25 protein-coding genes and 1 tRNA gene are annotated in these 26,829 nt (G+C 51.4%); 16 read left to right on the top strand and 10 right to left on the bottom strand.

Going from position 1 to position 26,829, the window contains the following annotated elements; translation table 11 throughout:
- Window positions 1-73 precede the first annotated feature (73 nt).
- The 3 genes from ACYVH9_RS20140 (at window position 74) to ACYVH9_RS20130 (ending at window position 4,246) form a co-directional block, all read left to right on the top strand.
- The gene (locus ACYVH9_RS20140; RefSeq protein ID WP_460638192.1) at window positions 74-766 is read left to right on the top strand and encodes a hypothetical protein; all 693 of its coding nucleotides are present in this window, start codon (window positions 74-76) and stop codon (window positions 764-766) included.
- A gap of 138 nt (window positions 767-904) precedes the next feature.
- Window positions 905-2,356, top strand: a complete 1,452-nt coding sequence (locus ACYVH9_RS20135; protein ID WP_460638191.1) for a PhoX family protein — start codon at window positions 905-907, stop codon at window positions 2,354-2,356.
- Between the two features lie 72 nt (window positions 2,357-2,428).
- Complete coding sequence (locus ACYVH9_RS20130; RefSeq protein WP_460638190.1) at window positions 2,429-4,246, top strand: cytochrome-c peroxidase; 1,818 nt, start codon at window positions 2,429-2,431, stop codon at window positions 4,244-4,246.
- A 200-nt stretch (window positions 4,247-4,446) separates the two neighbouring features.
- Here the strand turns inward: ACYVH9_RS20130 and ACYVH9_RS20125 are convergent, their stop codons facing one another.
- On the bottom strand, window positions 4,447-4,842 hold the full coding sequence (locus tag ACYVH9_RS20125) for a T9SS type A sorting domain-containing protein (RefSeq protein WP_460638189.1): 396 nt from the start codon (window positions 4,840-4,842) through the stop codon (window positions 4,447-4,449).
- A 220-nt stretch (window positions 4,843-5,062) separates the two neighbouring features.
- Window positions 5,063-6,427, bottom strand: coding sequence for an oxygen-independent coproporphyrinogen III oxidase (gene hemN, locus ACYVH9_RS20120; RefSeq protein ID WP_460638188.1), 1,365 nt, complete (start codon window positions 6,425-6,427; stop codon window positions 5,063-5,065).
- Window positions 6,428-6,605: 178 nt separating this feature from the next.
- On the opposite strand from hemN, the gene ACYVH9_RS20115 reads away from it, so the two are divergent.
- The gene (locus ACYVH9_RS20115; protein ID WP_460638187.1) at window positions 6,606-8,999 is read left to right on the top strand and encodes a heavy metal translocating P-type ATPase; all 2,394 of its coding nucleotides are present in this window, start codon (window positions 6,606-6,608) and stop codon (window positions 8,997-8,999) included.
- A 60-nt stretch (window positions 9,000-9,059) separates the two neighbouring features.
- Here the strand turns inward: ACYVH9_RS20115 and ACYVH9_RS20110 are convergent, their stop codons facing one another.
- Together ACYVH9_RS20110 and ACYVH9_RS20105 are read right to left on the bottom strand one after the other, a co-directional pair.
- On the bottom strand, window positions 9,060-11,690 hold the full coding sequence (locus ACYVH9_RS20110) for an ABC transporter permease (protein ID WP_460638186.1): 2,631 nt from the start codon (window positions 11,688-11,690) through the stop codon (window positions 9,060-9,062).
- Window positions 11,687-12,013 (bottom strand): PadR family transcriptional regulator, encoded by a 327-nt coding sequence (locus ACYVH9_RS20105; RefSeq protein WP_460638185.1) that lies wholly within the window; start codon window positions 12,011-12,013, stop codon window positions 11,687-11,689. The genes ACYVH9_RS20110 and ACYVH9_RS20105 overlap by 4 nt, the downstream gene beginning before the upstream one ends.
- A 253-nt stretch (window positions 12,014-12,266) precedes the next feature.
- Between ACYVH9_RS20105 and ACYVH9_RS20100 the strand changes: the two genes are divergently transcribed.
- Window positions 12,267-12,617: a bleomycin resistance protein gene (locus tag ACYVH9_RS20100; RefSeq protein ID WP_460638184.1), complete on the top strand. Its 351-nt coding sequence runs from the start codon at window positions 12,267-12,269 to the stop codon at window positions 12,615-12,617.
- Between the two features lie 129 nt (window positions 12,618-12,746).
- Here ACYVH9_RS20100 and ACYVH9_RS20095 read toward each other — a convergent pair whose 3' ends face one another.
- From ACYVH9_RS20095 to ACYVH9_RS20085, 3 genes are all read right to left on the bottom strand, one after another.
- Window positions 12,747-13,496, bottom strand: a complete 750-nt coding sequence (locus tag ACYVH9_RS20095) for an acyl-CoA desaturase (protein ID WP_460638183.1) — start codon at window positions 13,494-13,496, stop codon at window positions 12,747-12,749.
- A 235-nt stretch (window positions 13,497-13,731) separates the two neighbouring features.
- On the bottom strand, window positions 13,732-14,187 hold the full coding sequence (locus ACYVH9_RS20090) for a YybH family protein (protein WP_460638182.1): 456 nt from the start codon (window positions 14,185-14,187) through the stop codon (window positions 13,732-13,734).
- Between the two features lie 40 nt (window positions 14,188-14,227).
- On the bottom strand, window positions 14,228-14,767 hold the full coding sequence (locus ACYVH9_RS20085) for a YMGG-like glycine zipper-containing protein (protein WP_460638181.1): 540 nt from the start codon (window positions 14,765-14,767) through the stop codon (window positions 14,228-14,230).
- Between the two features lie 234 nt (window positions 14,768-15,001).
- Here ACYVH9_RS20085 and ACYVH9_RS20080 point away from each other — a divergent pair, with 234 nt between their 5' ends.
- Window positions 15,002-15,430 (top strand): VOC family protein, encoded by a 429-nt coding sequence (locus tag ACYVH9_RS20080; RefSeq protein WP_460638180.1) that lies wholly within the window; start codon window positions 15,002-15,004, stop codon window positions 15,428-15,430.
- 73 nt (window positions 15,431-15,503) lie between these two features.
- On the opposite strand, the gene ACYVH9_RS20075 is transcribed toward ACYVH9_RS20080, so the two are convergent.
- Window positions 15,504-16,739, bottom strand: coding sequence for a multidrug effflux MFS transporter (locus ACYVH9_RS20075; RefSeq protein ID WP_460638179.1), 1,236 nt, complete (start codon window positions 16,737-16,739; stop codon window positions 15,504-15,506).
- 253 nt (window positions 16,740-16,992) lie between these two features.
- A complete protein-coding gene (locus tag ACYVH9_RS20070; RefSeq protein WP_460638178.1) occupies window positions 16,993-17,955 on the bottom strand; it encodes a porin family protein in 963 nt (320 codons plus the stop codon).
- A gap of 324 nt (window positions 17,956-18,279) precedes the next feature.
- On the opposite strand from ACYVH9_RS20070, the gene ccoS reads away from it, so the two are divergent.
- The 7 genes from ccoS to ACYVH9_RS20035 all read left to right on the top strand — a co-directional run bounded on the left by ccoS (window position 18,280) and on the right by ACYVH9_RS20035 (window position 24,465).
- Window positions 18,280-18,462: a cbb3-type cytochrome oxidase assembly protein CcoS gene (ccoS, locus tag ACYVH9_RS20065; RefSeq protein ID WP_460638177.1), complete on the top strand. Its 183-nt coding sequence runs from the start codon at window positions 18,280-18,282 to the stop codon at window positions 18,460-18,462.
- On the top strand, window positions 18,459-20,660 hold the full coding sequence (ccoN, locus tag ACYVH9_RS20060) for a cytochrome-c oxidase, cbb3-type subunit I (protein ID WP_460638176.1): 2,202 nt from the start codon (window positions 18,459-18,461) through the stop codon (window positions 20,658-20,660). Before ccoS ends, ccoN begins: the two co-directional genes overlap by 4 nt.
- 87 nt (window positions 20,661-20,747) lie before the next feature.
- Complete coding sequence (locus tag ACYVH9_RS20055) at window positions 20,748-20,915, top strand: hypothetical protein (RefSeq protein WP_460638175.1); 168 nt, start codon at window positions 20,748-20,750, stop codon at window positions 20,913-20,915.
- 10 nt (window positions 20,916-20,925) lie between these two features.
- Window positions 20,926-21,753, top strand: a complete 828-nt coding sequence (locus ACYVH9_RS20050) for a cbb3-type cytochrome c oxidase N-terminal domain-containing protein (RefSeq protein ID WP_460638174.1) — start codon at window positions 20,926-20,928, stop codon at window positions 21,751-21,753.
- Window positions 21,754-21,812: 59 nt separating this feature from the next.
- Window positions 21,813-23,213 (top strand): cytochrome c oxidase accessory protein CcoG, encoded by a 1,401-nt coding sequence (gene ccoG, locus ACYVH9_RS20045; protein ID WP_460638173.1) that lies wholly within the window; start codon window positions 21,813-21,815, stop codon window positions 23,211-23,213.
- Window positions 23,214-23,297: 84 nt separating this feature from the next.
- Window positions 23,298-23,726, top strand: coding sequence for a FixH family protein (locus ACYVH9_RS20040; protein ID WP_460638172.1), 429 nt, complete (start codon window positions 23,298-23,300; stop codon window positions 23,724-23,726).
- Window positions 23,727-23,766: 40 nt separating this feature from the next.
- Window positions 23,767-24,465 (top strand): sulfite exporter TauE/SafE family protein, encoded by a 699-nt coding sequence (locus tag ACYVH9_RS20035; RefSeq protein WP_460638171.1) that lies wholly within the window; start codon window positions 23,767-23,769, stop codon window positions 24,463-24,465.
- 28 nt (window positions 24,466-24,493) lie between these two features.
- On the opposite strand, the gene ACYVH9_RS20030 is transcribed toward ACYVH9_RS20035, so the two are convergent.
- Window positions 24,494-25,144 (bottom strand): SGNH/GDSL hydrolase family protein, encoded by a 651-nt coding sequence (locus ACYVH9_RS20030; RefSeq protein WP_460638170.1) that lies wholly within the window; start codon window positions 25,142-25,144, stop codon window positions 24,494-24,496.
- A gap of 529 nt (window positions 25,145-25,673) precedes the next feature.
- Between ACYVH9_RS20030 and ACYVH9_RS20025 the strand changes: the two genes are divergently transcribed.
- From ACYVH9_RS20025 to ACYVH9_RS20015, 3 genes are all read left to right on the top strand, one after another.
- Window positions 25,674-26,012, top strand: a complete 339-nt coding sequence (locus tag ACYVH9_RS20025; protein WP_460638169.1) for a hypothetical protein — start codon at window positions 25,674-25,676, stop codon at window positions 26,010-26,012.
- Window positions 26,013-26,184: 172 nt separating this feature from the next.
- A tRNA-Arg gene (locus ACYVH9_RS20020) sits at window positions 26,185-26,258 on the top strand.
- A gap of 294 nt (window positions 26,259-26,552) precedes the next feature.
- The gene (locus tag ACYVH9_RS20015) at window positions 26,553-26,717 is read left to right on the top strand and encodes a hypothetical protein (protein ID WP_460638530.1); all 165 of its coding nucleotides are present in this window, start codon (window positions 26,553-26,555) and stop codon (window positions 26,715-26,717) included.
- The last annotated feature ends 112 nt before the right edge of the window (window positions 26,718-26,829 follow it).

Below are 26,829 nucleotides of genomic sequence, written 5' to 3'. Positions count from 1 at the left end.
GCTATATTAGCCTTGATAATTACAGCGTTTTTTAGTCTGATAGACCTGCCAAGTTTGGAACCACCACCTTTCCATGAAAACCGTCATTCCCTTTCTGATTCTCGGGTTTAGTCTTCTCCTGCAAGCCTGCCACCCACCGGGCGACGAATCCAACGGTCGGCCAGCGATCCGATCGGTGTCGTTTGTCGGTATTCCTGATCAGAATGTGCGGTTTGATGCGGCCAATGCCCGGATTACGGTTCAACTGCCAGCGGTCTTGTCGGGTGGTCTCCAACCCGTTTTCAAACTAACAGACGAAGCCCGCGTGGTGGACGGTTTGCTGGCGGATCATACGCTGGATCTCACCCCATTCTGCAGCTGTAACCCGTTCAGCAACCAACCGACGGAAATTACCCTAAAAGTTGGTGACCAGACAACGACAGCCACCTACAAGCTGCGCGTGATTCCCAGTGGTACGTTGAAAGCCGTCAGCAGCAACAGCCCGTCTACGTTTTCCCGCCAGACCAAACGACTGGAAATGCGCTTGCCCGTCGAAAACCTATACACTAACCCCAGGTTTTCGATGCTGGTCTTTACCAACGTATCGACGGGTGAGAAAATCAGAATCAGTGCCGATGCGGCCTGTCTGAACTCCTGCCAAAGTACCGCTCCGAATCAACTCATTTTTGACTTGCGCACCCCCATCGAAACCCGATTGATGCCCGGAACATACACCCTGACGGCCGACGGCATGGACTTTTCGCAACCCCTGATCGTGACCGACTAACACCACAAAACCGACGATTTCCTTTTTGTTAATTCGACTTTCATCTATTTCTTTTATCCATCACATTCGGGTAAAACTGGACTAATCTACGGAGAGCTTCTTTGCAGTGGAATTCACTCACGATTTTAGCTTTTACCCATGAAAATCTCTCCCCCCCTTTTGACCGCTGCCCTGGCTGCAACGGTGTTCAGCTGCACCTTGCAGGATCACCAGCCTCCGGTGAATTCGGCGGTTCAACTGAAAGATTACTCGGTTAATCCGTCGCTTGTCAAAACATTGCCGGGTTTTGAAAGCCTGAAAGTTCACACCCTCATCAGCAGCGACGACAAACTGGAGCAATCACCCAACTTTGTTTTTGGTGCGCAACCCGACGGAGCCGGATTGTTGAAAGATCCCAACGGCGACGGTTTTGTGTTGATCAACAACCACGAAATCCACCAGTCCATCTCGCGGGTGTACCTCGACAAAACCTTCAAACCGGTCAAGGGTGAATACATCGTCGATTACGAAGGAGGTCAGTGGCGGTTGTGTTCGGCCACGATGGCAACGCCCGAAGAGCACGGTTTCGGTCCGTTGTTTCTGACTGCCGGAGAGAGTGGTGCCGAGTCGATGGTTCACGCCATTGATCCGCTGGGCACTCCCGATAAGAAAAACAAAAACCGGGTGCTGCCCGCCCTGGGTAAAGCCAGCATGGAAAATGCCGTGCCGTTGCCCAAAGAAGCGTTTCCCGGCAAAACCGTTATCATCATTGGCGAAGACGACTCCAACGGTCAGGTGCTGGCGTATGTGTCGAACACCGTGGGCGATCTGAAAAACGGAAAACTGTATTTCCTGCGTCGCGTCAATCAGAACACGGTGGAAACCGATATGGTAAAAGGCCAGGTATACGACATTGAATTCGTGGAAGTCGACAATCCGGGCTCTTCGACCGGTGCTCAGATTGCCGCTCAGTCGGTAGAGAAAAAAGCCGTTCAGTTTGCCCGTGTTGAAGACATCGATTACCGCAAAGGGGGCGGTGGTGACCGGGGCCGGGAGTTTTACTTTACCGCAACGGGCGTGAGCCAGGCCGATAAAAAAACGCCGGTGACCGGCAAAACCATGTGGGGCCGGGTGTACAAAGTGAACCTAAACGAAAACAACCCGTTGAAAGGTACGCTGGAAATTATCGCCGACGGCAGCGTCGATCCGGGCAATAACATTGTCAACCCCGATAACCTGTGCGTCACCGAAAACTACGTGTACATACAGGAAGACGGTGATTCGTATTACCTGGACAACAAACACGACGGTCGGGTATGGCAGTATTCGATGGCTTCGAAGGAGCTGAAACCGATGATCGAAATGAATCACCGCCGGAACGAGCCGGCGTTCAACAGCAAGTATAACCCGAGCAACAACCAGCAACTCAGCTCGTGGGAGTACGGCGCGATGTACGATGTTTCGAAATTGACCGGCGTTCCGAACACGTTCCTGCTGAACCTGCACCCGCACACCTGGCAGAGCGATGCCTACCTGAATCCGGACGGAAGCGGTTTGAGCACCAACAAGGAAGGTGGTCAGGTCGTCATCCTGAAAGGACTGCCTAACTAACCTTGCCACGTTGCCACACCCCGCCCGTCTAATGATGGGCGGGGTGTGGTTTTTATTTTCCTGAAGACATCCATGAAAAAAACAATCGGTTTGTTCGCCGGAATGATTCTGATCAGCCTGCTGCTGTTCGGCTGGATCGAAAAAACAACGCACGTCAGCCAACCACCTACCCAGCGGGTCCACCAGCAGTTTATGCGGGATCTGGATTCGCTGGAACAGGAAATCGTGGGACGGTTTTTGCCGTTAGCCCAATCCGCAGCATCACCTGACAGTCTCCGCCGGGTATTTGTTACGTGTCGTCAACGGTTTAAAAAACTGGAACATTTCACGGAATATTACCTGCCCGGAACCAGCCGTCTGATCAACGGAACTCCGCTGGATGAAGTGGAAGTGGAAGAAACAAAAGCCTTTGAGCCCGCCGGTTTTCAGGTGATCGAAGAACAGGTATTTTCCGACGAACCCATCGACACGCCTGAACTGGTCCGCCATATTCAGAATCTGCGCAATCAGCTCGCCCGCATCCGAACCGTCTGGAATGCCACGGAACTAACCGACGCGCACGTTTTCGACGCGCTGCGGCTTCAGGTTTTCCGGATCATTTCGCTGGGAATTGCCGGTTTTGATACGCCTTTGTGCCAAACGGCCATGCCCGAAGCCGCAGCATCGCTGGCCAGTTTGCGGGCCTATTTGTCGCTTTACCCCCAAACCGATGCGTCTGCAAGCCTCCAAAATCGTTTCCGTGAGGCCGAAAGTTACCTGATCGACCACACCGATTTCAACGCATTCGACCGGGCGCACTTCATTCTCAACTTCGCCAATCCGATTTCCACCGAACTGCTGGCGTACCAACGGTCGGAAGGTATTCAGCCGTTTTCGGAAGTGCGGGCGTTGCGCGCTGATGCCGCTACGCTGTTCGATACCACGGCTTTTAACCCGGATTTCTGGGCGCCCAACGCCGACATGCGCTCCAATCCGGCCAAGGTTCTGCTGGGCGAGCAACTGTTTTCCGACCCCATCCTATCATCCGGCAATGGCCGTTCGTGCGCCAGTTGCCACCAACCCGATAAAGCTTTTACCGATGGTTTGGCCCAAAATGCTACGTTGGCCGGGAACAAACGAGTGCTCCGCAACACGCCCAGCATCATCAACGCGGCCCTGCAAAACAGCCAGTTTTACGACATGCGCTCCCAATCGCTGGAAAACCAATCGCTTGATGTGGTGCATAACGTGGATGAAATGCGGGGCTCCCTCGAAGAGGCCGCCCGCAAATTGCAACGCAACCCAAACTATGTGCAACAATTCCGAAAAGCCTTCCCGCAGTCAACCGGAGCTATTCGGCCCGTCGAAATCCAGAACGCCCTCTCCGCTTACGAACGCTCCCTGGTTCGGCTAAACGCGCGCTTCGACCGCTACATGCGGGGTGAAAAAAACGCCATGAGCCTGGAAGAAATAGCCGGTTTTAATTTATTCATGGGCAAAGCCAAATGCGGCATCTGCCATTTTATGCCCCTCTTTAACGGCACGATCCCGCCCGGTTTTACGAAAACCGAATCCGAAGTGCTCGGCGTTCCGACCCAGCCCAACACCCGCCAGCTTGACCCGGACCTGGGTCGCTATGCCCTTACGAAGCTGCCTTCGCTAAAACATGCTTTCAAAACGCCCAGTATCCGTAACAGCGCCAAAACCGCACCGTACATGCACAATGGGGCCTTCCGAACCCTGGAAGAAGTGATTGATTTTTACGAAGATGGTGGTGGGGCCGGTTTGGGCATTGAACTCGACAACCAGACGTTGCCCACCGACAAGCTGAATTTAAGCCCTAAGGAAAAAGCCGCGTTACTTGCTTTTGTGCAGGCCTTGACGGATGTTCCCGCCAGTAAACCATTGTGAAAACCGTTGCCGCTGCTGCTTACAAACAAAGCCCGGTCTATTGCCGGGCTTTGTACTTGCAATCTAAATCGCTAAAACAGTGTCCTTCGGAATCCCGCAGTCTGTTTGATTACCCAATGAACCTGAGAAGACAAAAGAGACTCAAAAATACCGCGAATTCCGTTGTCGATGGGTTATCAAATTATGAAGGTTTGCCAGAGTTAGTCTAGACGAATGGCGCGGTAGCTCGCTACTTCGGGAGCGTTGGTTTGCACTTTTACTTCTTTCACCTCCGTTTTATACCCATCCGAAATTTCGACGGTATAGATCCCATCTTCCAGGTTGTTGAGATCGAACCGGATGGTCGAGGCTTCGTTTTGTTTCCCCAATTTCAAAACCGTCAGTGTAGTTCCCGCTGCGTTCAGCAACCGGACGTTGACTTTGCTGTCCTTCGCTTTGTTTACGTTCACGTTGATCTTCATGCTGTTGATCATCGGATAAACCGCTGCCTGAAAGTTCGATTTTACCTCAGCTACCTCCTTATGTCCGTCGGCATAGGTAGCCGACGTAGTGGCAAAAGTCAGGGCGATGAGGGCGGAAGCGAATAAGGTTTTCATAGTATTTGCTGTTTGGGTGTTTCGTTTTTGTTGTTTACTGCTCGGTTTGAGTTGCTTTGTTGATTCAAAGATAGTACAAACGTAAGGTACCTTGCTATGCATAGTACTTTAGCGGTTGAAATACCATTACAAGAGGCAAATAGCTGGGATAAACAAAAACGGCCGGAGATCTCCGGCCGTCGCATGGTTGGATATAATCGGATAAAATGCAGAAAAACCGTCAAACGGTCTGGGAAAAGAGATTTTTCAGGGCCTGCACCTGGGCCAACCGCAGGTCGAACGCCATACAGATGTTGCGCAAAAAAGGCTGACCGGCGGGTAAAACCTGCAAACCGTTCGCATCGTAGAGGAGCAGACCATCCACTCGAAAATCCTCGAGTTGGGGAATCAGTCGCTGCCACTCCCCTTCCGACCAGTCATCTGCTTCCCAGGTCGTCTGCGAACGGCAAATAATATTCAGAATCTGTTGCCGGATGAATCCGTCTTTTTCAGTCAGGATGTGCCCGCGCAGCAGCGGTAGCTCACCGGCCTGAACGCGCCGGATGTACGCATCAATGTCTTTTTCGTTCTGGGCAAAAGCCGTCCAGGAATCACTGATGGCTGAAACGCCCAGCCCGATCAGCACCTCTGTCTGATTCGTGGTGTAGCCCATAAAGTTGCGGTGCAGGGTGGCGGTTTTCACGGACTGGTACAGGGCATCGTGCGGAAGGGCAAAATGGTCCATGCCTATTTCGGCGTATCCGCCCGCTTCCAGCAGGGCGCGGCCCGTTTCGTACAAAAGCCGTTTTTGATCTCCGCTCGGCAGGTTTTCGTCTTTAAAACCGCGCTGACCGTTGCCTTTTATCCAGGGCACGTGGGCGTAGGAATAAAACGAAATCCGGTCGGGACGCAGCCTCAGCGTCTGTTCAACGGTTTTCTGGATGGAAGCGATTTGCTGAAATGGCAAGCCAAACACCAGATCGTGACTGATGGAGGTATAGCCAACGGCCCGTGCCCACTCGGTCACTTGCCGAACGTTCTCAAACGGTTGAATCCGGTGAATGGCCCGCTGCACCACGGGGTCATAATCCTGCACCCCGAAGCTGACCCGCCGGAAACCGAAATCGTACAAGACTTGCAGGTGTTCGCGGGTGGTGTTGTTCGGGTGCCCTTCCCAGCCGTATTCAAAACCGTCGGTCGGACGAACCGCCGACGCAAACAGTCCTTCCAGCAACCGTTTCAGATTTTCGGGCCGGAAAAAACTGGGCGTTCCTCCGCCGAGGTGCAGTTCGGTAATGCGCGGTTTTTCGGGCAACGCATCACAATATAGGTTCCATTCAGCCAGAACAGCTTCGATATACGGTTCTTCGACGGCGTGGTTTTTGGTAATCCGTTTGTTGCAGCCACAAAACGTGCAAAGGCTCTCGCAATATGGCAGGTGAATGTACAGACTGATTCCTTTTTTCCCGTTGCTAACCGAAAACGCAGTTTGCAGCCGTTCGATCCAGCTTTTTTCACTGAACGTGCTGTCATCCCAGAACGGAACCGTTGGGTACGAGGTATAGCGAGGGCCGGGCACGTTGTATTTCTGAATAAGCGTAGACATGGTAGTCGGGAAAGTAGCGGGAACGAAGGCCGTGAAGCAAGTCGTCCGTTCATCCTAATTGTTGCACAAAGTTGTCCGGATTCTCCTCAACCAACCGTAAGAAAAATCAACCGGGGAACTGATTGTTCTCATGTAAAGCGGGCTCATAAACAACGAATTTGCGGAAAATTCAGGCACTATGAGCCCAACAACCATCACCCGTCTCACCTGCTACCACTGCGGTACTGACTGCGACGATTCCATTCTGCTCGACGAAAAACCGTTCTGCTGCGACGGCTGCAAAACCGTTTACCAGGTTCTGAACGATAATCAGCTTTGTCAATACTACGACCTGACGGACGCACCCGGCCAGTCGCCCCGCGTTTCGCGGCTGGAGTTTCTGGACCATCCCGATATCATTGCCCAGCTCATCGAATTCACGGACGGCACCCAGTCTCACGTCACGTTTTATGTTCCGAAGATTCACTGTAGTTCGTGTTTGTACCTGCTCGAACATTTGTACCGGCTGCATCCGGCCATCCAGCGGTCGACGGTGGACTTCCTTAAAAAACACGTCCATGTGTCGTTCCGGCAGGGCGAACTGTCGCTGCGGCAACTCGCCGAATTGCTGACATCACTGGGGTACGAACCGCTGATCAGCCTCAACGATGTGGTGCAGGAAGGCCAAAAACCGTCGTACAAATCCCAGTTGTACAAGCTGGCGGTGGCGGGGTTCTGCGCCGGGAACATCATGCTGTTCAGTTTTCCCGAGTACCTGGGTCTCGACGATCCGGCTTTCCAGCGGTTGTTTGGCTACCTCAACTGGGCGCTGGCTACACCGGTCGTTTTTTATTCGGGCCGGGAGTATTTCGAGTCAGTCTGGGCCGCGCTGCGCCGGAAAATGATCAACATCGATCTGCCCATTCTGGTCGGGGTGCTGACCGCTTATTTCCGGGGTGTTTACGAAGTACTGACCCACACCGGTTCGGGCTATTTCGATTCGGTAACGGGTTTGATTTTCTTTCTGCTCATCGGCAAGTGGTTCCAGAAAAGGACCTACGATTTCCTCTCCTTCGAACGGGACTATAAATCCTATTTTCCGCTGGCGGTAACACTGCTGAAAAAAGACGGCGAAACCTCGATTCCCGTGGCTTCCCTGCAAAAAGGTGACCGCATCCGGATTCGGAATGGCGAACTGATTCCGGCGGACGGGATTCTCTACCAAGGACAAGCTACCATTGATTACAGCTTTGTGACCGGCGAATCGGAGCCGGAACCCAAAACCCCCGGCTCCCTGCTCTACGCGGGCGGCAAACAAGTGGGCGAAACCATTGAACTGGAAGTGGTGCGGGAGGTGTCGCAAAGCTACCTGACGCAACTCTGGAACAACGATGCCTTTCGAAAAAACAAGCCCAGCCGGATTCGCACCTTCGCCGATGCCGTCGGACACTATTTCACGATTTGTGTGCTAACGCTGGCGTTTCTGGTGGGCACTTACTGGTACCTGAACGATACCTCTAAAGCAGTCAATGCGTTCACCGCCATTCTGATCATTGCTTGTCCGTGCGTGCTGTCGCTGTCGTACCCGTTCGCGTTGGGAAATGGCATGCGGATTTTGGGCAAACTGAAACTGTACCTCAAAAATGCCGATGTGATCGAACAAATGGCCGCTTGTGATACGGTCGTTTTTGACAAAACCGGTACGCTTACCTCCAACGCTGCCACCTCGGTGATGGAACACTTTGCCCGCCCACTCGACGAAACCGAACGGGCGGTAGTGGCCTCACTCGTCCGGCAATCGGCCCACCCCATGAGCCGCAAGCTGACGGCCTATTTGGCGGAAAGTACGGTTTTTCCGGTTCAGAACTTCGCAGAAATCACCGGCCAGGGCATCAAGGGCTTGGTTGACGGGTTGGTGCCGGTGCGAATTGGATCGCGTTCGTTCGTTCATCCGTCGGCGGCTATCGAAACTGATGCCGAAGGTTCAGCGGTGCACATCAGCATTGACCATGTTTACCGGGGCAGTTTCCAATTTCCCAACCAGTACCGGGAAGGAATCGGCGACATGCTGTCGGCTTTACGGCCCACCCACGCCCTGCATCTGCTTTCCGGCGATAACGATGCAGCCCGCGCCGATCTGCAACGCTGGTTTCCCGACAAGGAACAAATGGTATTTGACTGCCACCCGCAACACAAACTGGACGTGATCCGGTCGTTGCAGCAAGCGGGCCGAAAAGTGTTGATGGTGGGCGACGGGTTGAATGATGCCGGTGCGCTGAAACAGGCCGACGTGGGTATTGCCGTCACCGACGACACCATCCAGTTTACACCCGCCAGTGACGGTATTCTGGAAGCCAGTTCCTTGCGGCACCTGCCTGCCTTTCTGCGCTACAGCCGGTTTTCGATGCGACTGATTCGGTTTAGTTTCTGCATTTCACTGATTTACAACTGCATCGGCTTGACCTTTGCGGTTACTGGCAATCTATCACCCGTCGTGGCCGCGATTCTCATGCCCGTCAGTTCGGCCACGATGGTCCTGATCGCGACGCTCGGAATGCGGTGGCGGGGAAGCCACTTGCTGAAGATGAAATAAATACCACACAAAGACTCCGCAGCGACGCGGAGTCTTTGTGTGGTATTTATTTACGGAAAATCATTCGGCGCGCAAACTCTTGACCGGATCCATCAAGGCCGCTTTGATGGCCTGGTATGCAACGGTTATGGCCGCAATCAGGACCGTGCCGCCCAACGCCAGTATGTAGATCTCCGCCCCGATCTCAATACGAAATTGAAAGCCTTGAAGCCACTGATTCATTGCCCACCAGGCGATGGGTGCTGCCAGGAGAAAAGCCAACAGAATCAGACGCAAAAACTCTCGACCGAACATCCAGAGGAGTTGGAACACGCTGCTTCCCAGCACTTTCCGAATGCCTATTTCCTTCGTTTTTTGGGTGGCCATAAACGATACCAACCCGTACAGGCCCAAACAACCGATAAAGATAGCGATGTACGAAAATGCCTGAATCAGAGTCAGAATCCGGTCTTCTGTTTGGTAAAATCGAGCAATGCTTTCATCCACAAACTGGTATTCAAACAACTGGTCAGGGTGTTGTTGCAACCAGGCTTTTTCAATGGCAGCAATGGTCGCTTTGGCCCGCCCCAGATTGAGTTTTACGGCATACGCGGAGTAATTATCGACGGATGTAGTGATCGCGACGGGGCTTATTTCCTGGTGAAACGACGCATCATGAAAATCTTTCACGACACCCACAATGGGTGCCACCATTCTACCGCCGTTGGCAGCAATCATTTTTCCAATTGCTTTCTCAGGTGATAGATTGAGTTTTCGAAGCAATGTTTCATTGACCAAAAACTCGCGGACTGAATCAGACGGAAAAAGATTCTTACCGGCAACCAGTTCCAACCCAAAAGTTGAAAGGTAATTTTCATCGGCCGACTTGATGCTTGTTCTAAAATTTACTTCTTCATTATCAACCTTTATCGAATTTCCCCATTCCGCTGCTGATGCCGGAGCTGTAAAGCAACGTGACACGCTTTCGACGCCGTTCAGCCGGGCAAACTCATTTTTCAACGTGTTCTTTTTGACACCGGTGGAATCACTGCCCATCGGAATCATCACAATCGCTTCTTTGTCGAAGCCTAAATCAGCCTGCTTGGCATACCGCATTTGGCTCATAATGACCAGCATTCCCATAATAAGCACTTGTGAAATGGCAAATTGGGTGATGATCAAGGCCCGACGCGTGTTGAAGCCTCCAATGTTTTGCTGCGACAATTTTCCCTTCAGAGCAACTACCGGCTGAAAACCCGCCAGAATTAATCCGGGATACGAACCCGCGAAGAACGTTATGGAGACACCCAGGGCGGCCATGAAAAGCAGCAACTGTCCATCGAGCAACGGATTGATGGTCATTCGGGTCTGAAAAAAAGCATTAGCCGTAGGAAGAATCAGGCAGGAAACAGTTAGGGCGACCAGCAGACCCAAAGCGGTAATGATGGCGGTTTCGGAAATGAATTGCCAGAATAGCTGTCTTTTCAAACCGCCCAATACCTTTCGAACCCCCACTTCCTTGGCGCGTTTTAACGCCTGAGCCGTTGCCAGATTGATAAAGTTGACGCAGGCGGTAACCAGGAGAAACAGGCCAATTACCGACAGCACCCACAAGTTTTTCTTCTCCATTGCACCGCCGTAGCGGGCGTTGAAGTGAACATCGGCCAGCGGCTGCAATTTATAATGGTGCACATTTTTGCTGGTCGGACGGTATTTTTTGACATAGGCCGGAAGCACACTTTCGACCTGAGCAACGGAGACAGAAGGCCGCAGCCGTACGAAACATTCCACGCCATCGCGGATTCCACCCCAACTGATGATATCATCGGCCAGCCAGGGGTCGTACTTTTTTAAGGTCGGAAAGGAAACAAAGAGTTCAGCCGTGCGGTCAGTATTGGCAGGCAAATCCTTCAGAATGCCGGTAACCTGAAGCAGGATGGTGTTGTTCAGCAAAAACGACCGGCCGACGGGGTTGGCACCACCGAAATACTTGCGAGCCATGCGTTCGGTCATGATGACCGTATTGGGGGCCTGCAGGGCCGTGCGGATGTTGCCCTCCTGAAGCGGATAGTTGAAAATCTCAAAAAACTCCGGTTCGGTAAAGGCCACCCCCTGCTCTTCCTTAATTTTTTGGGGTTCACCACCGGTTTTCAAGGTAATGAGCTGATCGCGAACGGTGACAATCCGGGCCACTTTTTCGCCAAATGTGTAATCGTTTCGGAAGTTTTTTCCGAGTGGTACCGGCACACTGGAGCTATACCCGATATTATCCCGGTGCATTTCCGTTACGACCCGGTAAATACGATCGCTATGTTCATGAAAATTGTCAAAACTAAGATGGTATTTGACCAGGGTGAAGATCAGAATGCCACACATCATGCCCAGCGCCAAACCGGCCCCGTTGATAAAGGTATACACCTTGTTGCGTTGCAGGTTACGAAAAGCAACGGTCAGGTAATTCAAGAACATATCGGTATAGTTTGGCGTAGCGTATGGGTTCGTTTTCCGTTTCATAATAAAAGGCCGCATCAGGCTTATGACATCCTGCACGTAGCGCCAACGCGCTTTTCTGGCACCCTGCAACTCGACCCGCTGGTAAAAGAGCTCGTCGAGATCGTCTTCTATTTCGTCGAGCCGATGAGGAGCGCAAAACATGTGCAGCAGACGCCGGGCCCACCGGGGTGGCTGAGGAGTATCCGATTTTCTGCTCATGACCAGACCGTTTGGGGAATGGCGTTCCACATCTGATGGCGCAGCTGCTGGATTTTTTCCAGCGTTCGTCGACCGACCGCCGTTATCGGGTACAACCGTTTCTGACGACCGCCCCGCTCCTGCGTCATTCCTCCCATTGCTGACGTGCCCGGCCCTTTTTCCTGGAGCCGGTACAAGGCAGCGTGCACAGCCCCAAGATTGACCAACCGGCCCATCTGCTGCTCAAGCTCGCTGACCACCGAGGCTCCGTAAGCATCTCCGGTTCGAATGGCGATACCCAGCAAAACGACCTCTTCAAATTTACCCAGGCAGGTCCCTTTCATGGCAACTAATTAGTTGTGTAAATGTATAACAAATGCCTTGCCACGATCAAACAAAAGGCATTGCTGCGCATGAAGGGGATTTTTTGTACCTTGACGAAAAGTGTTCTGTCCAATAACGGACAACTGCCGTACGCTTGTGGACACTTTTTACACAATACCGTTTACAGTTAGTTGCCTGACGCATTCTCTTTTTCCCACACAGCTGGCATAGGCGTCCCAAAAACCATATACCGAAAATCGCAACCCGAGAGACATGCTTACCGACATCAACCCCAAACTCCCAATGCGGAATAAAACCGTTACGCGGAATTTTTACCTAAACCAGTTAGACTTTCAGGAAGTTGGTAGCGCAGACTACGAAGGCTATCTGATGGTTCAACGGGATCAGATTCAAATTCATTTTTTTGAATTTAAAGAGCTTGATCCAACCCAGAATTACGGACAGGTGTATATCCGTACAGACCATATCGAAGCGTGGTATGAAGTTGCCCGAAGCAAAAATCTTGTCAGCAATAAACTGGACCACAAACCCTGGAAACAGCTGGAATTTTCCATCCTTGATCCAGACAACAATTTGCTCACGTTTGGGCAGCCCATTGACTGATACGGGGCAAAAACCGTACTTGGTATGACCATCATCTTGTCTTCCTCCACGCTTTCAGGCAATAAAAAACTCCCGTCACCAATGAAATTACTGGCGACGGGAGTAAACCCTACCCTAACAGTGCTATTGCTACATATACTCCAGATCCCGGCCTAGCCGGAGCTTCAGAACGCCCACCTTATTGAGTAATAAAATCAGCGGATACGCCGGATCAAACTCGTGCCAGCGAAAACCACCAAAGTTGGGCCGTCCGCCAAATTTGTGGTGATTGTTGTGGTAAGCCTCGCCCATCATCAGAAAGTCAAACGGCAGAAGGTTTTTGGCCGTATCGTTTACCTCGAAATTGGTGTACCCGTAGCGATGCGAATACCAGTTGATGATTGCCCCGTGCACCGGCCCCATCAAGTAGTGAATCGGCAGCAACAGGAACATCCACCAGGAAGTGGCAAAGTAAATGTAAAACAGCGTGTACGCTGTTCCCCAAGCCAGCCGAACCGCCCAGCGGTCGCCGAACCACTCCATCCATTTCCAGTTGGGAACACCCTTTTTGAACTTTGCCGGAATCGTGTCGCGGTTGTGAACAATATCATTGTAGAAGCTTTTCGTTTTCCACATCATGTCGAAGATTCCGGTCGAAAAATCGGGGGAGTGCGGATCTTTTTCGGTATCCGCGTAGGCGTGATGAAGCCGGTGCATGATGCCGTACGCCCGGGGGCTCAGAAACGAAGAACCCTGCGAAATGAACGTCAGTACGTAGAAAACTTTTTCCCAACCCTTGCTCATCGTGAACATCTGGTGGGCTGCGTAACGGTGGAGGAAAAATGTCTGCATCAGCACCGACAGGTACCAATGGGCCAGAAAAAAGATAAGAATGGGCATAAAAACAGCGCTGGCCGTTGGCGGCCACGGTAAGAAAGGTGATTAGATCAAAACCGACGAAGGTCGATTTCACAATGCCCGTAAAAATGCCGGTTCCTCCACAAACTCTCCATGATCTGCATCAGGCAATGAGATGATCCCCATCAGCCGGTTGCTTTTTCTTTCGTAACCCCCTTAAAATCAGAATCACCGGCTACCAGTGCCGGTGATTCTGATATTGCAATACAATCATTGATTAGCGTTTGACACGCACTGGCAAATCTTCCAGTTGGGCATAGCTGAGTTTCCAGGTATTATCCGATGCCTTTTTCCAGAGGAGCATAAAATTCCCCTCGCCCGTTCCGTGCGGTTCGTCCGCATTGGTGGGCAATACATCCACCGAAAACGTACCCGCTTCGTAAGCCATCTGATTGTCTGTTCCCGAACTGACGGTGTAGGTCTTCAGGTCGTCCAGGGTGGGTAACGTAGCGCGCACCCATTTGTTGGCCACTTCTGCTTTTCCCTGCCAGTGGCTGCCGCCCTGTACAAACTGCACGTCGTCGGCCAGAAAACCAATGATTTTATCGGCTTCTTTCGTATTCCAGGCCGTGATAAACTGCTTGTTCAGTTCCTGAACAGTTACTTTTTCGTCGGTTGTTGAACACGCCGTACCCAGCATCGTTAGCAACAACATATACAGATAGGATTTCATGATGATTGCGATTTGAGGTTTGACTAAGAAATCAAGGCCGTTACCAGCTTTTTTGCCGGTAGTCCGTCAACCCATAGGGTGAATCGGATTCCCCGTAGTAGGGATTGGGCAGATACCCCTGATTCAGGATGTAGAGCGCCGGATTCTCCGGAGTTTCCACTTCCGGTGCTGGCTTGGTCACCGCGCTGAACGCGGGCGCAACGGCGGGGGTTGCCGCCTTAGCCGGTTTTGCCACCGCACCCGTTCGCTTCGTGATGGAAGGAGCCGCACCCGTACCGGACGCCAGCGGGCGTTCGGCGGCCCGACGGCCTGCTTCTTCCCAGGCGGCTTTTTTGCGTTTATTGTCGATGTGTTTGCCAATCGCGTAGCCCGCAGCGCCCCCAACAACGCCCCCGACAACCCCGCCCACAACGCGGTTCCGTTTATGAATAATGGCCCCCGCGGCTGCACCGGAACCGGCCCCAATGGCCGCTCCTTTTGCCTGTGGACTCCAGCTTTTCAGGATTTGAGCCTGGATCGATTGTCCTGTCAGAATCACGACCAGCGCAATCAGAGTGAGGTTATATTGAATCGTTTTCATGGCTTCCTTTTTTGTAGGTGAATGCCTTATAGACTTATTTGTGAAACCATAGTTTAAAATACGGTAACATTTACCCTCAAAAAAAGCGTCAGAAAACCGGTTTTTAACTCAAAAAAGGCTAAAAACGGCGTAAAAAAAATGTCGTAAACAACCCGCATCTTGTCGCATCTACACACGCTGACTGTCCTTATCCGGCGCTACTTTTGTCCTGTAAACTTCAAAACACAAATACACATGGCCACTAGCATTTTTATCAATCTACCCGTTAAAGACCTGAACAAATCTGTCGACTTCTTCACCAAAATTGGTTACACGTTCAACCCGCAGTTTACGGATGAGAATGCCACCTGCATGGTAGTCAGTGACACTATTTACTTCATGCTACTGGTCGAGGATTATTTCAAATCATTCACGAAGAAAGAGATTGCGGACACAAAGAAAAGTGCCGAAGCCATCTTCTGCCTATCGGCCGAAAGCCGGGAAGCCGTCGATGAGTTGGTCAGCAAAGCCGTAGCCGCTGGTGGAACAGCTCCGAATGAAAAGCAGGATCAGGGGTTTATGTACGGACACGGTTTTCAGGATCTGGACGGTCACCTGTGGGAAGTGATGTGGATGGATCCCAGTGCCATTCAGGAGCAATCCACCACCGAGGCAAGTAAGTAAGCGGCACAGCAAAAAACGAAAAGCCGTTGCAGATCAGTTCTACAACGGCTTTTCGTGTATACAGCATCGTATGTTATAGCATCGCTTCCGAAATCGATTCGCCTACGCCGGTCTTTTTAGTCCGGTATTGGACAATCCGCTGCCCGAGCAGTAAAAACGCCAAACCGCTAATAACACAAAGTGTCATCATGCCTACCATTGGAATTGCCGTATGATTGTGAAAAATGCTGACGGAGGCTGAAACCAGGGCTCCAAAACCCATCCGGAAACTACCCATCAAAGCCGCAGCGCTCCCAGCGTGTCGGGCAAATGGCATCAAGGAAAGCGCCGACGCGTTAGGTCCGGTCAGGCTTTGCCCCAGCAGAAACAGAAACAGCATGGCGATTAAACCGTAGGGGCCATACCAGCCCGCCCAGGTTCCCCAAACCAACATCACCCCAATAACCGACTGAAAAGTCAGGGTTGTGAAGATGATTTGTTCGCTACGGAAACGTTTTAACAGAATATGATTTAATTGAGAAGGCGCGATGATAGCAATTGACAGAAAAGCAAAAATCCAGCCGTATTCCTGCTCACTGACGCGGTAGATGTTCATAAACACGTCGGGCGAACCGGAAATGTAGGCAAAGGGGGCCGAAGTAGCAATCCCGCCCACCAGCGAATAGGTCAGGAATTGGGGGTGCTTCAAAACCGTCCAGAAATTACCGATAACGGCCGACGGACGCAGCGACAACGAAGGGTCTGGCTGCTTTCCATCGGGCAGTACAAAGTAAATAGCCACCAGAATCAGGGCGGTGATACCGGCCAGAATCAGGAAGATCGAATGCCAACCCAAAGCAACCGTTGCATACCCACCCACGGTCGGAGCAATCATGGGCGAAATAGCCACCACCAGGGTCAGTAATGAGAAAACCTGCGCAATTTTTGAAACCGGAAACAAGTCACGTACCAGTGCCTGAGCCGCTACCAGCCCAACACAGCCCCCGATTGCCTGCAAAAGCCGCATCAAAATCAGGGTTTCAATGGAATCGGTAAAAGCGCACCCCACCGACGCCAGCAGGTATAACACCAGCCCACCATACAACGGCATTTTGCGGCCATAACGATCCAGCAGTGGCCCATACAGCAACTGCCCGAACGAAATACCAATCAGATAAGCCGTCAATGAAAGCTGGACCTGATCAATGGAAGTATGCAGACTTTTGGCAATCGCCGGAAAGCCCGGCAAATACATGTCAATTGAGAACGGACTGATTGTCGTCAGCGTCCCCAAAATCAGAATAATAATGAAGTGTTGTCTTCGCGTCATGGTGTGCAAGCGTAGTCCTTATCCAATAAAGACACTGAACCCGCAATGATTGTTCCCTTTTTTGTATTTTTTCAGGAATATCACCACGAATTACCCGCAAAATTACAGAGTTGTTTTCTGGTTTCCAGACGGTAGATGCAGTTTGTATTTGCCGGAAAATAAAAACTTCCGAAATCGCCGTCGTACAGACAGGCGACTCCGGAAGATGACCGGTGGGATATAGTGGTTTTGACGGCTTAGCTAGCCAGTTGCGTTAGAATTTAAATCCAATGCTCGCACTCAGCATGCGCAGCTTGGCATTTTGGGCTTTGTAAGCATCTTTGATACCGTGGTGATAAGCGACGTCGAGCGTAACCGGCCCCAAATCGAAACCAACACCACCGAGTAAATTAACGACGGTTTTGTTGTAGTCATCATCCGTCAGCTTGAAATCGTTTTTACCGGTATCCAATAGATACGATAACTCAGCTCCCCCCTGAATCCGGATTCCGGTGCGTTTGGACCGGGTCATGGCGGGGCGGAAACCGATTTGCAACGGAATCTGGACATAATGGGTATTAATGGTGCTGCTGATCTGATTCAGGGACGTTCCTTTGTCTTCTTTGCTGTACAATTTGGAAGATACACCCACGTATTCAACACCCAGCTGACCGAACAAACGCCCCCCACCGCGCACGTACACCCCTAGCTGGTAACCAACCCGCGCTTTCGAATCCAGGCTATCTTCGTCCGTTGAATAAGTTGACAGGTTTGGACCGGCATAAACCCCGATGGAAACATTATCGCGCTTGAGCGGCTTGGCCGGACGTCCTGCGGTTTCGGGCGTCATGGCTACTGCTTTTTGCTGGCTGATTTGGTGCTGGATGCTATCAATCTTATGTCCCTGCGCTTCAATCAACAACCGCAACGCCCGGATTTCGCTCTGATCGACAGAGGGTGCCACAGGTAGCGTGAAGGACTGCCCGGCAACTGATCGGTTCGTTTGCGGAACGTTTCCCAGTGCTGCATTTCCACCAGCCGGAACTTCAACGAGAGTCAGAGAAGGCAGTTCGGGAATCGTCACGGCAACGGGCGTTGTGCCCAGGCTCTTTTCGGTCACCCGTTTTTCGTAGATAATCGATTCCGTCCGCTCAATAATCGGGGCATTCGGTTGCTGGGCCCACAAAGCAGCATGAACGGCAAAAGCAAACGTAGCAGTCAAGAGAGTCCTAGTCATTTGTTTTCCTATTGAAAGTGAACAACCTTTTCCTATTGGAAGAATTGTTGCCGGAAAAGTCACTTTCAATCCTAAAAACGCCACAACCTAACCGGTAAAATACTACTATATATCCATATCGTTATACTAAAAATCTGATAATCTAACGGTGTTTCTCCGCCAGCTCCCCCGTTTCCACCTTTCAACGAACGATTCTTCCACACATACCAATTTCTTCATGTAAAGAGTCGACCTGACTCAAATCAGCTTGGCTGTTGATGAACCTCATACCTCCTCCGTTACAATTCCGCCAATTTTGAAACCGTAAAAGTTACCAAAACCGTCATGCAAGTCATCTTTTTCATGATCGGCATCAGCCTGTTGCTGGCGCTGGGGTTTCTGGGAGCGTTTTTCTGGTCGATGCGCCACGGACAGAACGATGATCTCTACACTCCCTCCATCCGAATGTTGCTGGATGATGACCTAAAAACAACCGAACTACCGAAAAACAACCAACCGTCCCTATGAATGTATCTCTTGAACCAGCAGCATCCTCCGGTCATCCTACCGTACCGGATTCAGGCCGCCGGGTACCCATTAAACCCGCTCCGGTGGCCGAACGCTTCGCGTACGACAATGCCATTGTCCGCGACTTTGCTGTCGCCACCGTCATCTGGGGCGTCATTGGCATGTTGGTGGGTGTAATCGCAGCTTCGCAGTTATTTGCGCCAGCCGCCAACCTCGGCAATCAGTACACTACGTTTGGCCGGATTCGGCCGCTGCACACCAATGCTGTCATTTTTGCCTTTGTCGGAAACGCCATTTTCATGGGCGTTTATTACTCACTGCAACGGCTGTGTAAAGCCCGCATGTTCAGTGACGCACTGAGTAAAATCCATTTCTGGGGCTGGCAGGCCATCATTTTATCGGCGGTGCTGACGCTTCCGCTGGGCATTACGACCTCGCACGAATACGCCGAACTGGAATGGCCCATCGACATTGCCATCACCCTGATCTGGGTCGTGTTCGGGATCAATATGTTTGGAACGATCATCAAACGCCGGGAACGTCACCTGTATGTTGCCATCTGGTTCTACATTGCCACGTTCGTAACGGTTGCGGTCCTGCACATCATCAACTCGTTTGAGATGCCGGTGAGCCTGTTCAAAAGCTACTACCTCTATGCCGGGGTACAGGATGCACTGGTGCAGTGGTGGTACGGCCACAACGCCGTAGCGTTCTTCCTGACGACGCCGTACCTGGGCATGATGTATTACTTCCTGCCCAAGATGGCCAACCGCCCGGTGTATTCGTACCGCCTGTCGATTCTGCACTTTTGGGCGCTGATTTTCATCTACATCTGGGCGGGGCCACACCACCTGCTGTATACTTCTCTGCCCGACTGGGCGCAGTCACTGGGAGTTGTTTTCTCGGTGATGTTGATTGCACCGTCCTGGGGTGGGATGATCAACGGCTTGCTGACCCTGCGTGGTGCCTGGGATAAAGTACGGGAAGATGCCATTCTCAAATTCATGGTGGTAGGTCTGACTTCGTACGGGATGGCTACGTTCGAAGGCCCCATGTTGTCGCTCAAAAACGTCAACGCCATTGCGCACTTTACCGACTGGATCGTAGCGCACGTACACGTTGGTGCCCTCGGCTGGAACGGTTTCCTCACCTTCGCCATCCTGTATTGGTTGATTCCGCGCCTGTACCACACGCCTTTGTACTCCAAAAAGCTGCTGAATATTCACTTCTGGATTGGCACAATGGGCATTCTGTTCTACGCCATTCCGATGTACATCTCCGGTTTCACCCAGGGTATGATGTGGAAAGAATTTACGCCCGAAGGCACCCTGAAGTACCCCAGTTTCCTGGAAACCACACTTCAGATTCTGCCCATGCACATGATGCGGGCGGCTGGTGGAGCCCTGTATCTGGTCGGTGCCATTCTGATGGGATACAACCTGTTCAAAACAATGGTGGCTGGCTCCCTGACGGCCAACGAACCGGCTGAAGCGCCGGCTCTGGAAAAAGAATACGTAGCGACCGGTCACGACACTTATTGGCACCGCTGGTTTGAACGCAAACCCGTTCCGCTGCTGATTGGCTCGCTGGTTATGATTCTGGTGGGATCACTCATCGAACTGGTGCCAACGTTCATGGTGGATTCCAACGTTCCGACGATTGCTACCGTCCAACCGTATACCGCGCTCGAAGTGCAAGGCCGCGACCTGTATATCAAAGAAGGCTGCGTAAACTGCCACACACAGATGGTACGCCCGTTCCGGAGTGAAACCGAGCGATACGGAGAATACTCAAAAGCCGGTGAGTTTGTCTACGACCACCCGTTCCTGTGGGGCTCGAAACGCACCGGACCGGACCTGCACCGGGAGGGCGGTAAGTACCCCGACTCGTGGCACTACCACCACATGCGTGACCCGACATCAATGTCGCCCGGCTCGATTATGCCGCCGTATCCGTGGTTGCTGGAACAGAAACTTGACCTGACCAACAGCTCGGCGAAACTGAAAGCGTTGAAAGCCGTCGGTGTTCCCTACGATAATCTCCAGATTGCCAACGCGGAAGCCGATGCGCAAAACCAGGCTGCCCAAGTAAGCCAACGACTGGCCAAGGAAGGCATCAAGGTTGAAGCCGACAAAGAAATCGTTGCCCTTATCGCCTACCTCCAGCGGCTGGGAACCGACATTAAGAAATTAGAATGATGCATCAGGAAGGAAGAGTGATGAATTAAAAAATACCCAGAAACGAACGCATCACTCTTCGCTCCTACATCTTAACTCCTGAAAGCTATGTTCAAGCAATTCATCGATAAAATCCCGGGCGCGGACCTGTACATGGTTACCTCGTTCCTAACATTTCTGATCTTCTTTGTGCTGGTTGGCATTTATCTGCTGATCGTCGACAAGAAACACATTCAACGGATTAGCCAGCTACCACTGGATGACCAAACCGCCTAGTTTATTCACAATGAAGCTATTGACTATCTTGCTTGCCGTTGAACCCGACACCCGATGGTTCACGATAGACACCGGTGAAGACCTTTTCCTGGCTGTTCTGCTCAGTATTCTCCTGATGGTTGGCCTGCTGTTTCTGGTGGTATCCATCCATCTGTACCTCACCGTCAAACAGGCGATGGCCCCGCAGGAGATAGCCCAAAAAACCGTCGAAAAGTTGACGTTCTGGCAGCGGTTTACGGGGCTGGCTCCGCTGAAACTGGAGAAAGACCTGGTGATGGAACACCAGTACGACGGTATTGAAGAGCTCGACAACCCTACCCCGCCCTGGTTTATGTCACTCTTCTACGGCACCATCGCCATTGGGGTTATTTACATGCTGGTTTACCACGTTTTCGGTAATGGCGACATTATGGTTCAGGAATACACGCAGGAAGTAACCATTGCCAAGAAACAACGGGAAGCCTACATCGCCAAAGTAGCGGGTTCGATCAACGAAAACAGCGTTACAGTGTTGGCCGATGCCCAGGCCCTGGATGCGGGCAAAGTGATATACAGCCAGTTTTGCGCGGCCTGCCACGGCCAGAGCGCCGAGGGTGTAATCGGCCCCAACCTGACCGACGAGTACTGGCTGCACGGTGGCACCATCAAGGCCGTTTTCCACACGATTACGGAAGGGGTTCCGGACAAAGGAATGGTGCCCTGGAAAAATCAGTTGAACCCGCTGCAAATTCAGCAGGTTGCCAGTTACATCCTGTCGCTGCAAGGCTCCAAACCGGCCAACGCCAAGGAGCCTCAAGGTGAAAAAGTGGCGCCCGAAACCGTTGCGCTGAATGAATAAAAGTACCACGCGGGGCATCGGCATAGCACCGGTGACCCCCGCGTACTAATTCTTCCATCATGGAATCGACGATGATCAAGAACGATACTTTTCGAACCCAGTTACCGAATGCCGACAAGCAGGGTGGCCGGAAATGGTTGTACCCACGCATCGAGCAAGGGCCGCTGCTCCGCTGGCGAACCGCCGTTGCCTGGGTATTGCTGGCGGCTTTATTTGCCGGGCCTTTTCTGTCTATGGATGGCCATCCGCTGTTTTTATTCAACGTGCTGGAGCGAAAATTCATCTTTTTTGGCGTTCCGTTCTGGCCCCAGGATTTTTACCTGGTTGCCATTGGACTGATCACATTTATCGTCTTTATCGCCCTCTTCACCGTGATTTACGGCCGGGTGTGGTGCGGCTGGGCCTGCCCGCAAACCATTTTCATGGAAATGGTTTTCCGCAAAATTGAAATCTGGATCGAAGGTGATCACAACGCCCGCAAACGGTTGGATGCAGCCCCCTGGACGGGCGAGAAAATCGTCAAAAAAACCGCTAAGCATACGGTTTTCTTCCTGATCTCGTTCGCCATCAGCAACCTGTTTCTGGCGTACATCATCGGAAAAGATGCCCTCTTCCAGATCATGACCGACGACGTGACGGAGCATTGGGCCGGACTGGCTTCTATCCTAATTTTCACGGCTACGTTTTACCTGGTCTTCGCAAAACTCCGGGAGATTGTCTGCACGACCATTTGCCCATACGGGCGGTTGCAGGGCGTTTTGCTGGACAAAGCATCACTCGTGGTTGCGTACGATTATGTTCGGGGTGAACCTCGGGGAAAAAAGGTAAAAAATGCACCTTCGCCCACGCTCAAAGGTGATTGTATCGACTGTGCTCTTTGCGTTCAGGTCTGCCCGATGGGAATTGACATTCGCAATGGTTCGCAGCTCGAATGCATCAACTGTACAGCCTGCATCGATGCCTGCAACAATGTGATGGACAAAATTGACCGTCCCCGGGGACTGATTCGGGTTGATTCGCTGGAGGGCATTGAACAGAAAAAACCGCTCCGGTTTACGACACGGATGAAAGCGTATACCGCCGTGCTCGTTGGTTTACTCGGCGTGTTGGTTTACCTGTTGGTCAGCCGCCCTGATATCGAAACCACCATTTTGAGGGCGCCAGGCCAGCTCTTTCAGCGGGAAGCAGACGGTTTTATTTCCAATCTGTACACCGTTGAAATTGTGAACAAAACCTACCAGGATCTGCCGGTTTCGTTCCGTATCCATCATCCGGGCGGGCAAATTCGGATGGTCCAGCCGGTTTCCCACGTACCTTCGAACGAATTAGCCAAAAGCGTCTTTTTTATCCGCTTACCGGCAAAATCGATCCGGCAAAACAGCACCAAACTGGACATTGAAATAGTGTCGGGAAACACGGTTGTCGACCGAGTCAGCACCACCTTCCTGGGTCCAAACTAAATTACGAGTTACGAAGGAAAAATGGGGCCCTGTGCTTCCAACAACTCTTCGATCCTAACTCTTCACGCATAACTCTAAACAAAGATGAACTGGGGTAAAAGCATTGTATTGGTCTTCGTTGTTTTCGCCGGTTTTATCGGTAGCCTGGTTTTCCTGATGACGCGCCAGCGGGTTGATCTGGTTCGCGACGATTATTACCAGACCGAAATGGCGTATCAATTGCAAATTGAGCGGGCCGCCCGCACCGCCCGGCTGGGGTCATCGTTTGACCTAACCTACGACGCAGATCACCAGCAGATCGCATTCGCCTTCCCCGACTCGGTCCAGAGCGGAAAAGTCAGCTTATACCGGCCCTCCGACCGTCGGCAAGATACGTTCGTGTCTCTAAATCCGAAGCAGGAACGGCAGACCATTTCAACGGCTAAACTGGCGAAAGGGTACTGGAAAATTCAATTCAGCTGGTCCGACGGGCGGCAGGACTACTTTACGGAAAAACCACTCTATATCAAATAAGTCACCCGCGATCCGCTCGGACCGCATCGATTTCTCACCCATGGATATCTGGTACTCAACGGCTTTGGTAACGGGACTGGTCGGCAGCTTACACTGCGTAGGCATGTGTGGTCCGCTGGCGATGGCCCTGCCCGTTGGTCGGCTCCAACCGCAGCAACGGATTCCGGCAATCCTGCTGTATCACAGCGGCCGGGTGAGTGCGTATGGGCTCCTGGGTTTACTGATCGGATTAACGGGTCAGGGATTATGGCTGGCCGGTTTGCAGCGGCCGGTTTCCATCGGAACCGGGCTTTTACTGTTGCTGTGGGCGCTGGCAAACCGCAAGTACGGTTTTTTCCACACGGCCGGTTTTCTCAATCGGCTGACCGCGCCCATGACAAAATTACTTCGCAATCCGTCTTTGCTGAATCTGAGTGCCGCCGGTTTTCTGAATGGCTTGCTGCCCTGTGGTTTTGTGTATGTGGCTTTAACCGGAGCACTCGCTCAGTCATCGGCCGTTGCCGGGGCGGGTTACATGGTTTTGTTTGGCCTCGGAACCTTACCTGCTCTGTTGGGCATCCGGCTCATTCCGGAATTATTTCCGCAGCGGATTCGGCAACGGTTTACCCGCATCCTACCGGTCTTCACGCTTTTTTTAGCCTTACTGCTCATTGGCCGCGGCCTGGGCGTCAGTGGCTGGCACCTGCCCGGCCCCAATGCCCCAGCGGTTCCGATCTGCCACGGTGTGCAGGAACCTTAAATTACAGAACTCCGGCGACTAGTTCTGTCTACCGATTGGTCAGCGTTTTCAGGCTTTGATTAATTCGTTGGGCTACTTTCATGTAACCCGCGGTGTTGAGGTGCAACTCGTCGGAGCGAAGCGAAGCTGGTACCACGTCGTTCGTATGATCAGCGATATCTTTGATGCTACCCGGATTGTATTGGGAAAGCAGATACGCGTGGATATTGATGTAATGATCGCCGTAGATATTGCCCAAATCCACATTTAATTGGGTAATAGCGCGGTGCCCTTGCCCAAAAACCTGCTCATTTAACACCGGAATACTTCCGTTAATGATACCCAGAATCAGGTAACGTTTGTGCCCCAGAGCCGCCACCATTTCAGCGATATCGGATTTTATTTTGTCGGGCTCCAGGTAGTTATTACGCCCCACCCAGATAATGGTATTGTAGGAATGCTTTTCTTTATCCGCCAGCATGCGCTGGGCAATCTGGGTGCTGGTCTGGCCCGCAATCCCGGCATTGATGGTTTTATAACCCGTTAATTGTTCCAGTGCCGTCAGGTAGGGCGTCCCGCCCACTCCCTGCGTCAGGCTATCCCCCCACCCGACAATGAAATCAGAAGTTGAGGTATCGGGAGCGATGGCTTCATTTGTTTTGCAGCCACCAACAATAAAAACAATCAAAAAGACAATCAAACGAAAGAAAGAACGTGAAAAAAAAGCCTGATGGTTTTCTGGCTGAATAGTATCCTCCGGCATTGCTGAGAAGATTTTGTTTTCAATACCTCTATTAACGGTTTCATTAAAAGTAAAATTGTTCTTCATAAGAGCAGCCCCGATTGCCCAATACCTTTCAAAAAAGTTCTTCTCCGGTTTAGTCGGCCCCTACAAAGCAGTGCCCCTGTCAATCTTCGGTATTAATCGAACTTCTTTCCGGGGGCTTTCAAAGGCTGTGACAACTCAACCTGCTACCTTATCCGTCAAATTTTGCTTTTTATTAAATAACGATTAACCCTGCTGGGGCGCCATTAACACCGTATTAAATTTTGTTCCATTCATCGGTAAACTGGGAACATGTAACCGAAATAGAATATTTTTTGACTCTATTTCGATCTCCAGCCAGTTACTCCCTCCGTATCGCTATGACCCCAAAACAATTGATAGCTTATTTTGCTCTCCTATTTTTCCAGCAACGGTTTTATCATTTTTTGCTCGTCCGCGCCGTATGTTGAACAACATTACGATCACCAGCACCCTTTGGTCGGATACGGGTATACTACGGAGTACGTGTGAATTAATTGTTGCTGATTGGCTGGAAAGCTACCTGGAGCAGGAGGTTCTCTCCCACTTTGCAACGGCCCTTTCGGCGGGACATCGTCGCCGGGTAGGAAATCAGACTTTGTATTATTGCTTCGACCTGGATACCAGCAAAATAACGGCTTTTCTGCTGGCGATACATACCGCGCAACTCAAGTTAATAAAGCAGCAGTCAGCGACAGTACCCGAATTCAGACGCCTGTCGACCATTCCCGTGACCACGGCTGACGCGCCTGCCGTCGACTAGAATCCGGGCCGACACCTGCGGTTTCGAATCCCGATGCAGATTCAAGGCCCCTATTTTTACGGATAAAAACGCAGTATTACGGGTTATGCGGACGGAATTGCGCTTTACAACTTGCCGAATTGGGCTATTCTCCGTAGTTTTGCGGGCAAATTGTGAACATTCCTCTTTTTTAGGTCCCGTAGCTCAGTTGGATAGAGCAACTGATTTCTAATCAGTCGGTCTTTGGTTCGAATCCAAACGGGATCACTTTTTTAGCAAAACTCACTAACGCAAGTGGCTGTTGTTTAATGACTTAGCTACTTGCGTTTTTCTTTGTTGACGATAACGTTAACGAAAAACTATCACGATCCATCCCCCTTGATCTTACCGTTCTTATAATTCCTTGCACTTTTTGCAATTAAATCCTGCAACGTGTCGGAGCCACTACTTTCTCTCTCCTGGCAACTCTCTATAAAAGCCGCCTTAAGTTTACTACTGATTTGATTGCTAACCGACTGCCTTTCATTGCCTTTCCCTACCTATAGTGAATACCTAAATTTTGTGGAGGTTGAACCAGGAAAGAAAAATCAACGGGTTCAACTAGCCTCAGCCATTGACACCAATAAGCAGCAGGGAGCGACGCTGATTATCGCTAAACTCGACCGCCTAAGCCGTAATGCTTCTTTCATCTTTGCGCCGAGGGATTCAGGATGTCTTAGCCCCTGATTAGTTGGACATATTTTCTAATAATGGTTGAGTCAGAGCTATTGTTATTTCCCACTTTTCCTGTGGGGTAATGAAGCCTAATGACCGGTGACGCCGATTATAGTTGTAATGA

The organism is Larkinella harenae, assembly GCF_054780515.1.
The sequence above is the reverse complement of the archived record's forward strand: the minus strand, read 5'-3'. Positions and strand labels throughout refer to the sequence as shown.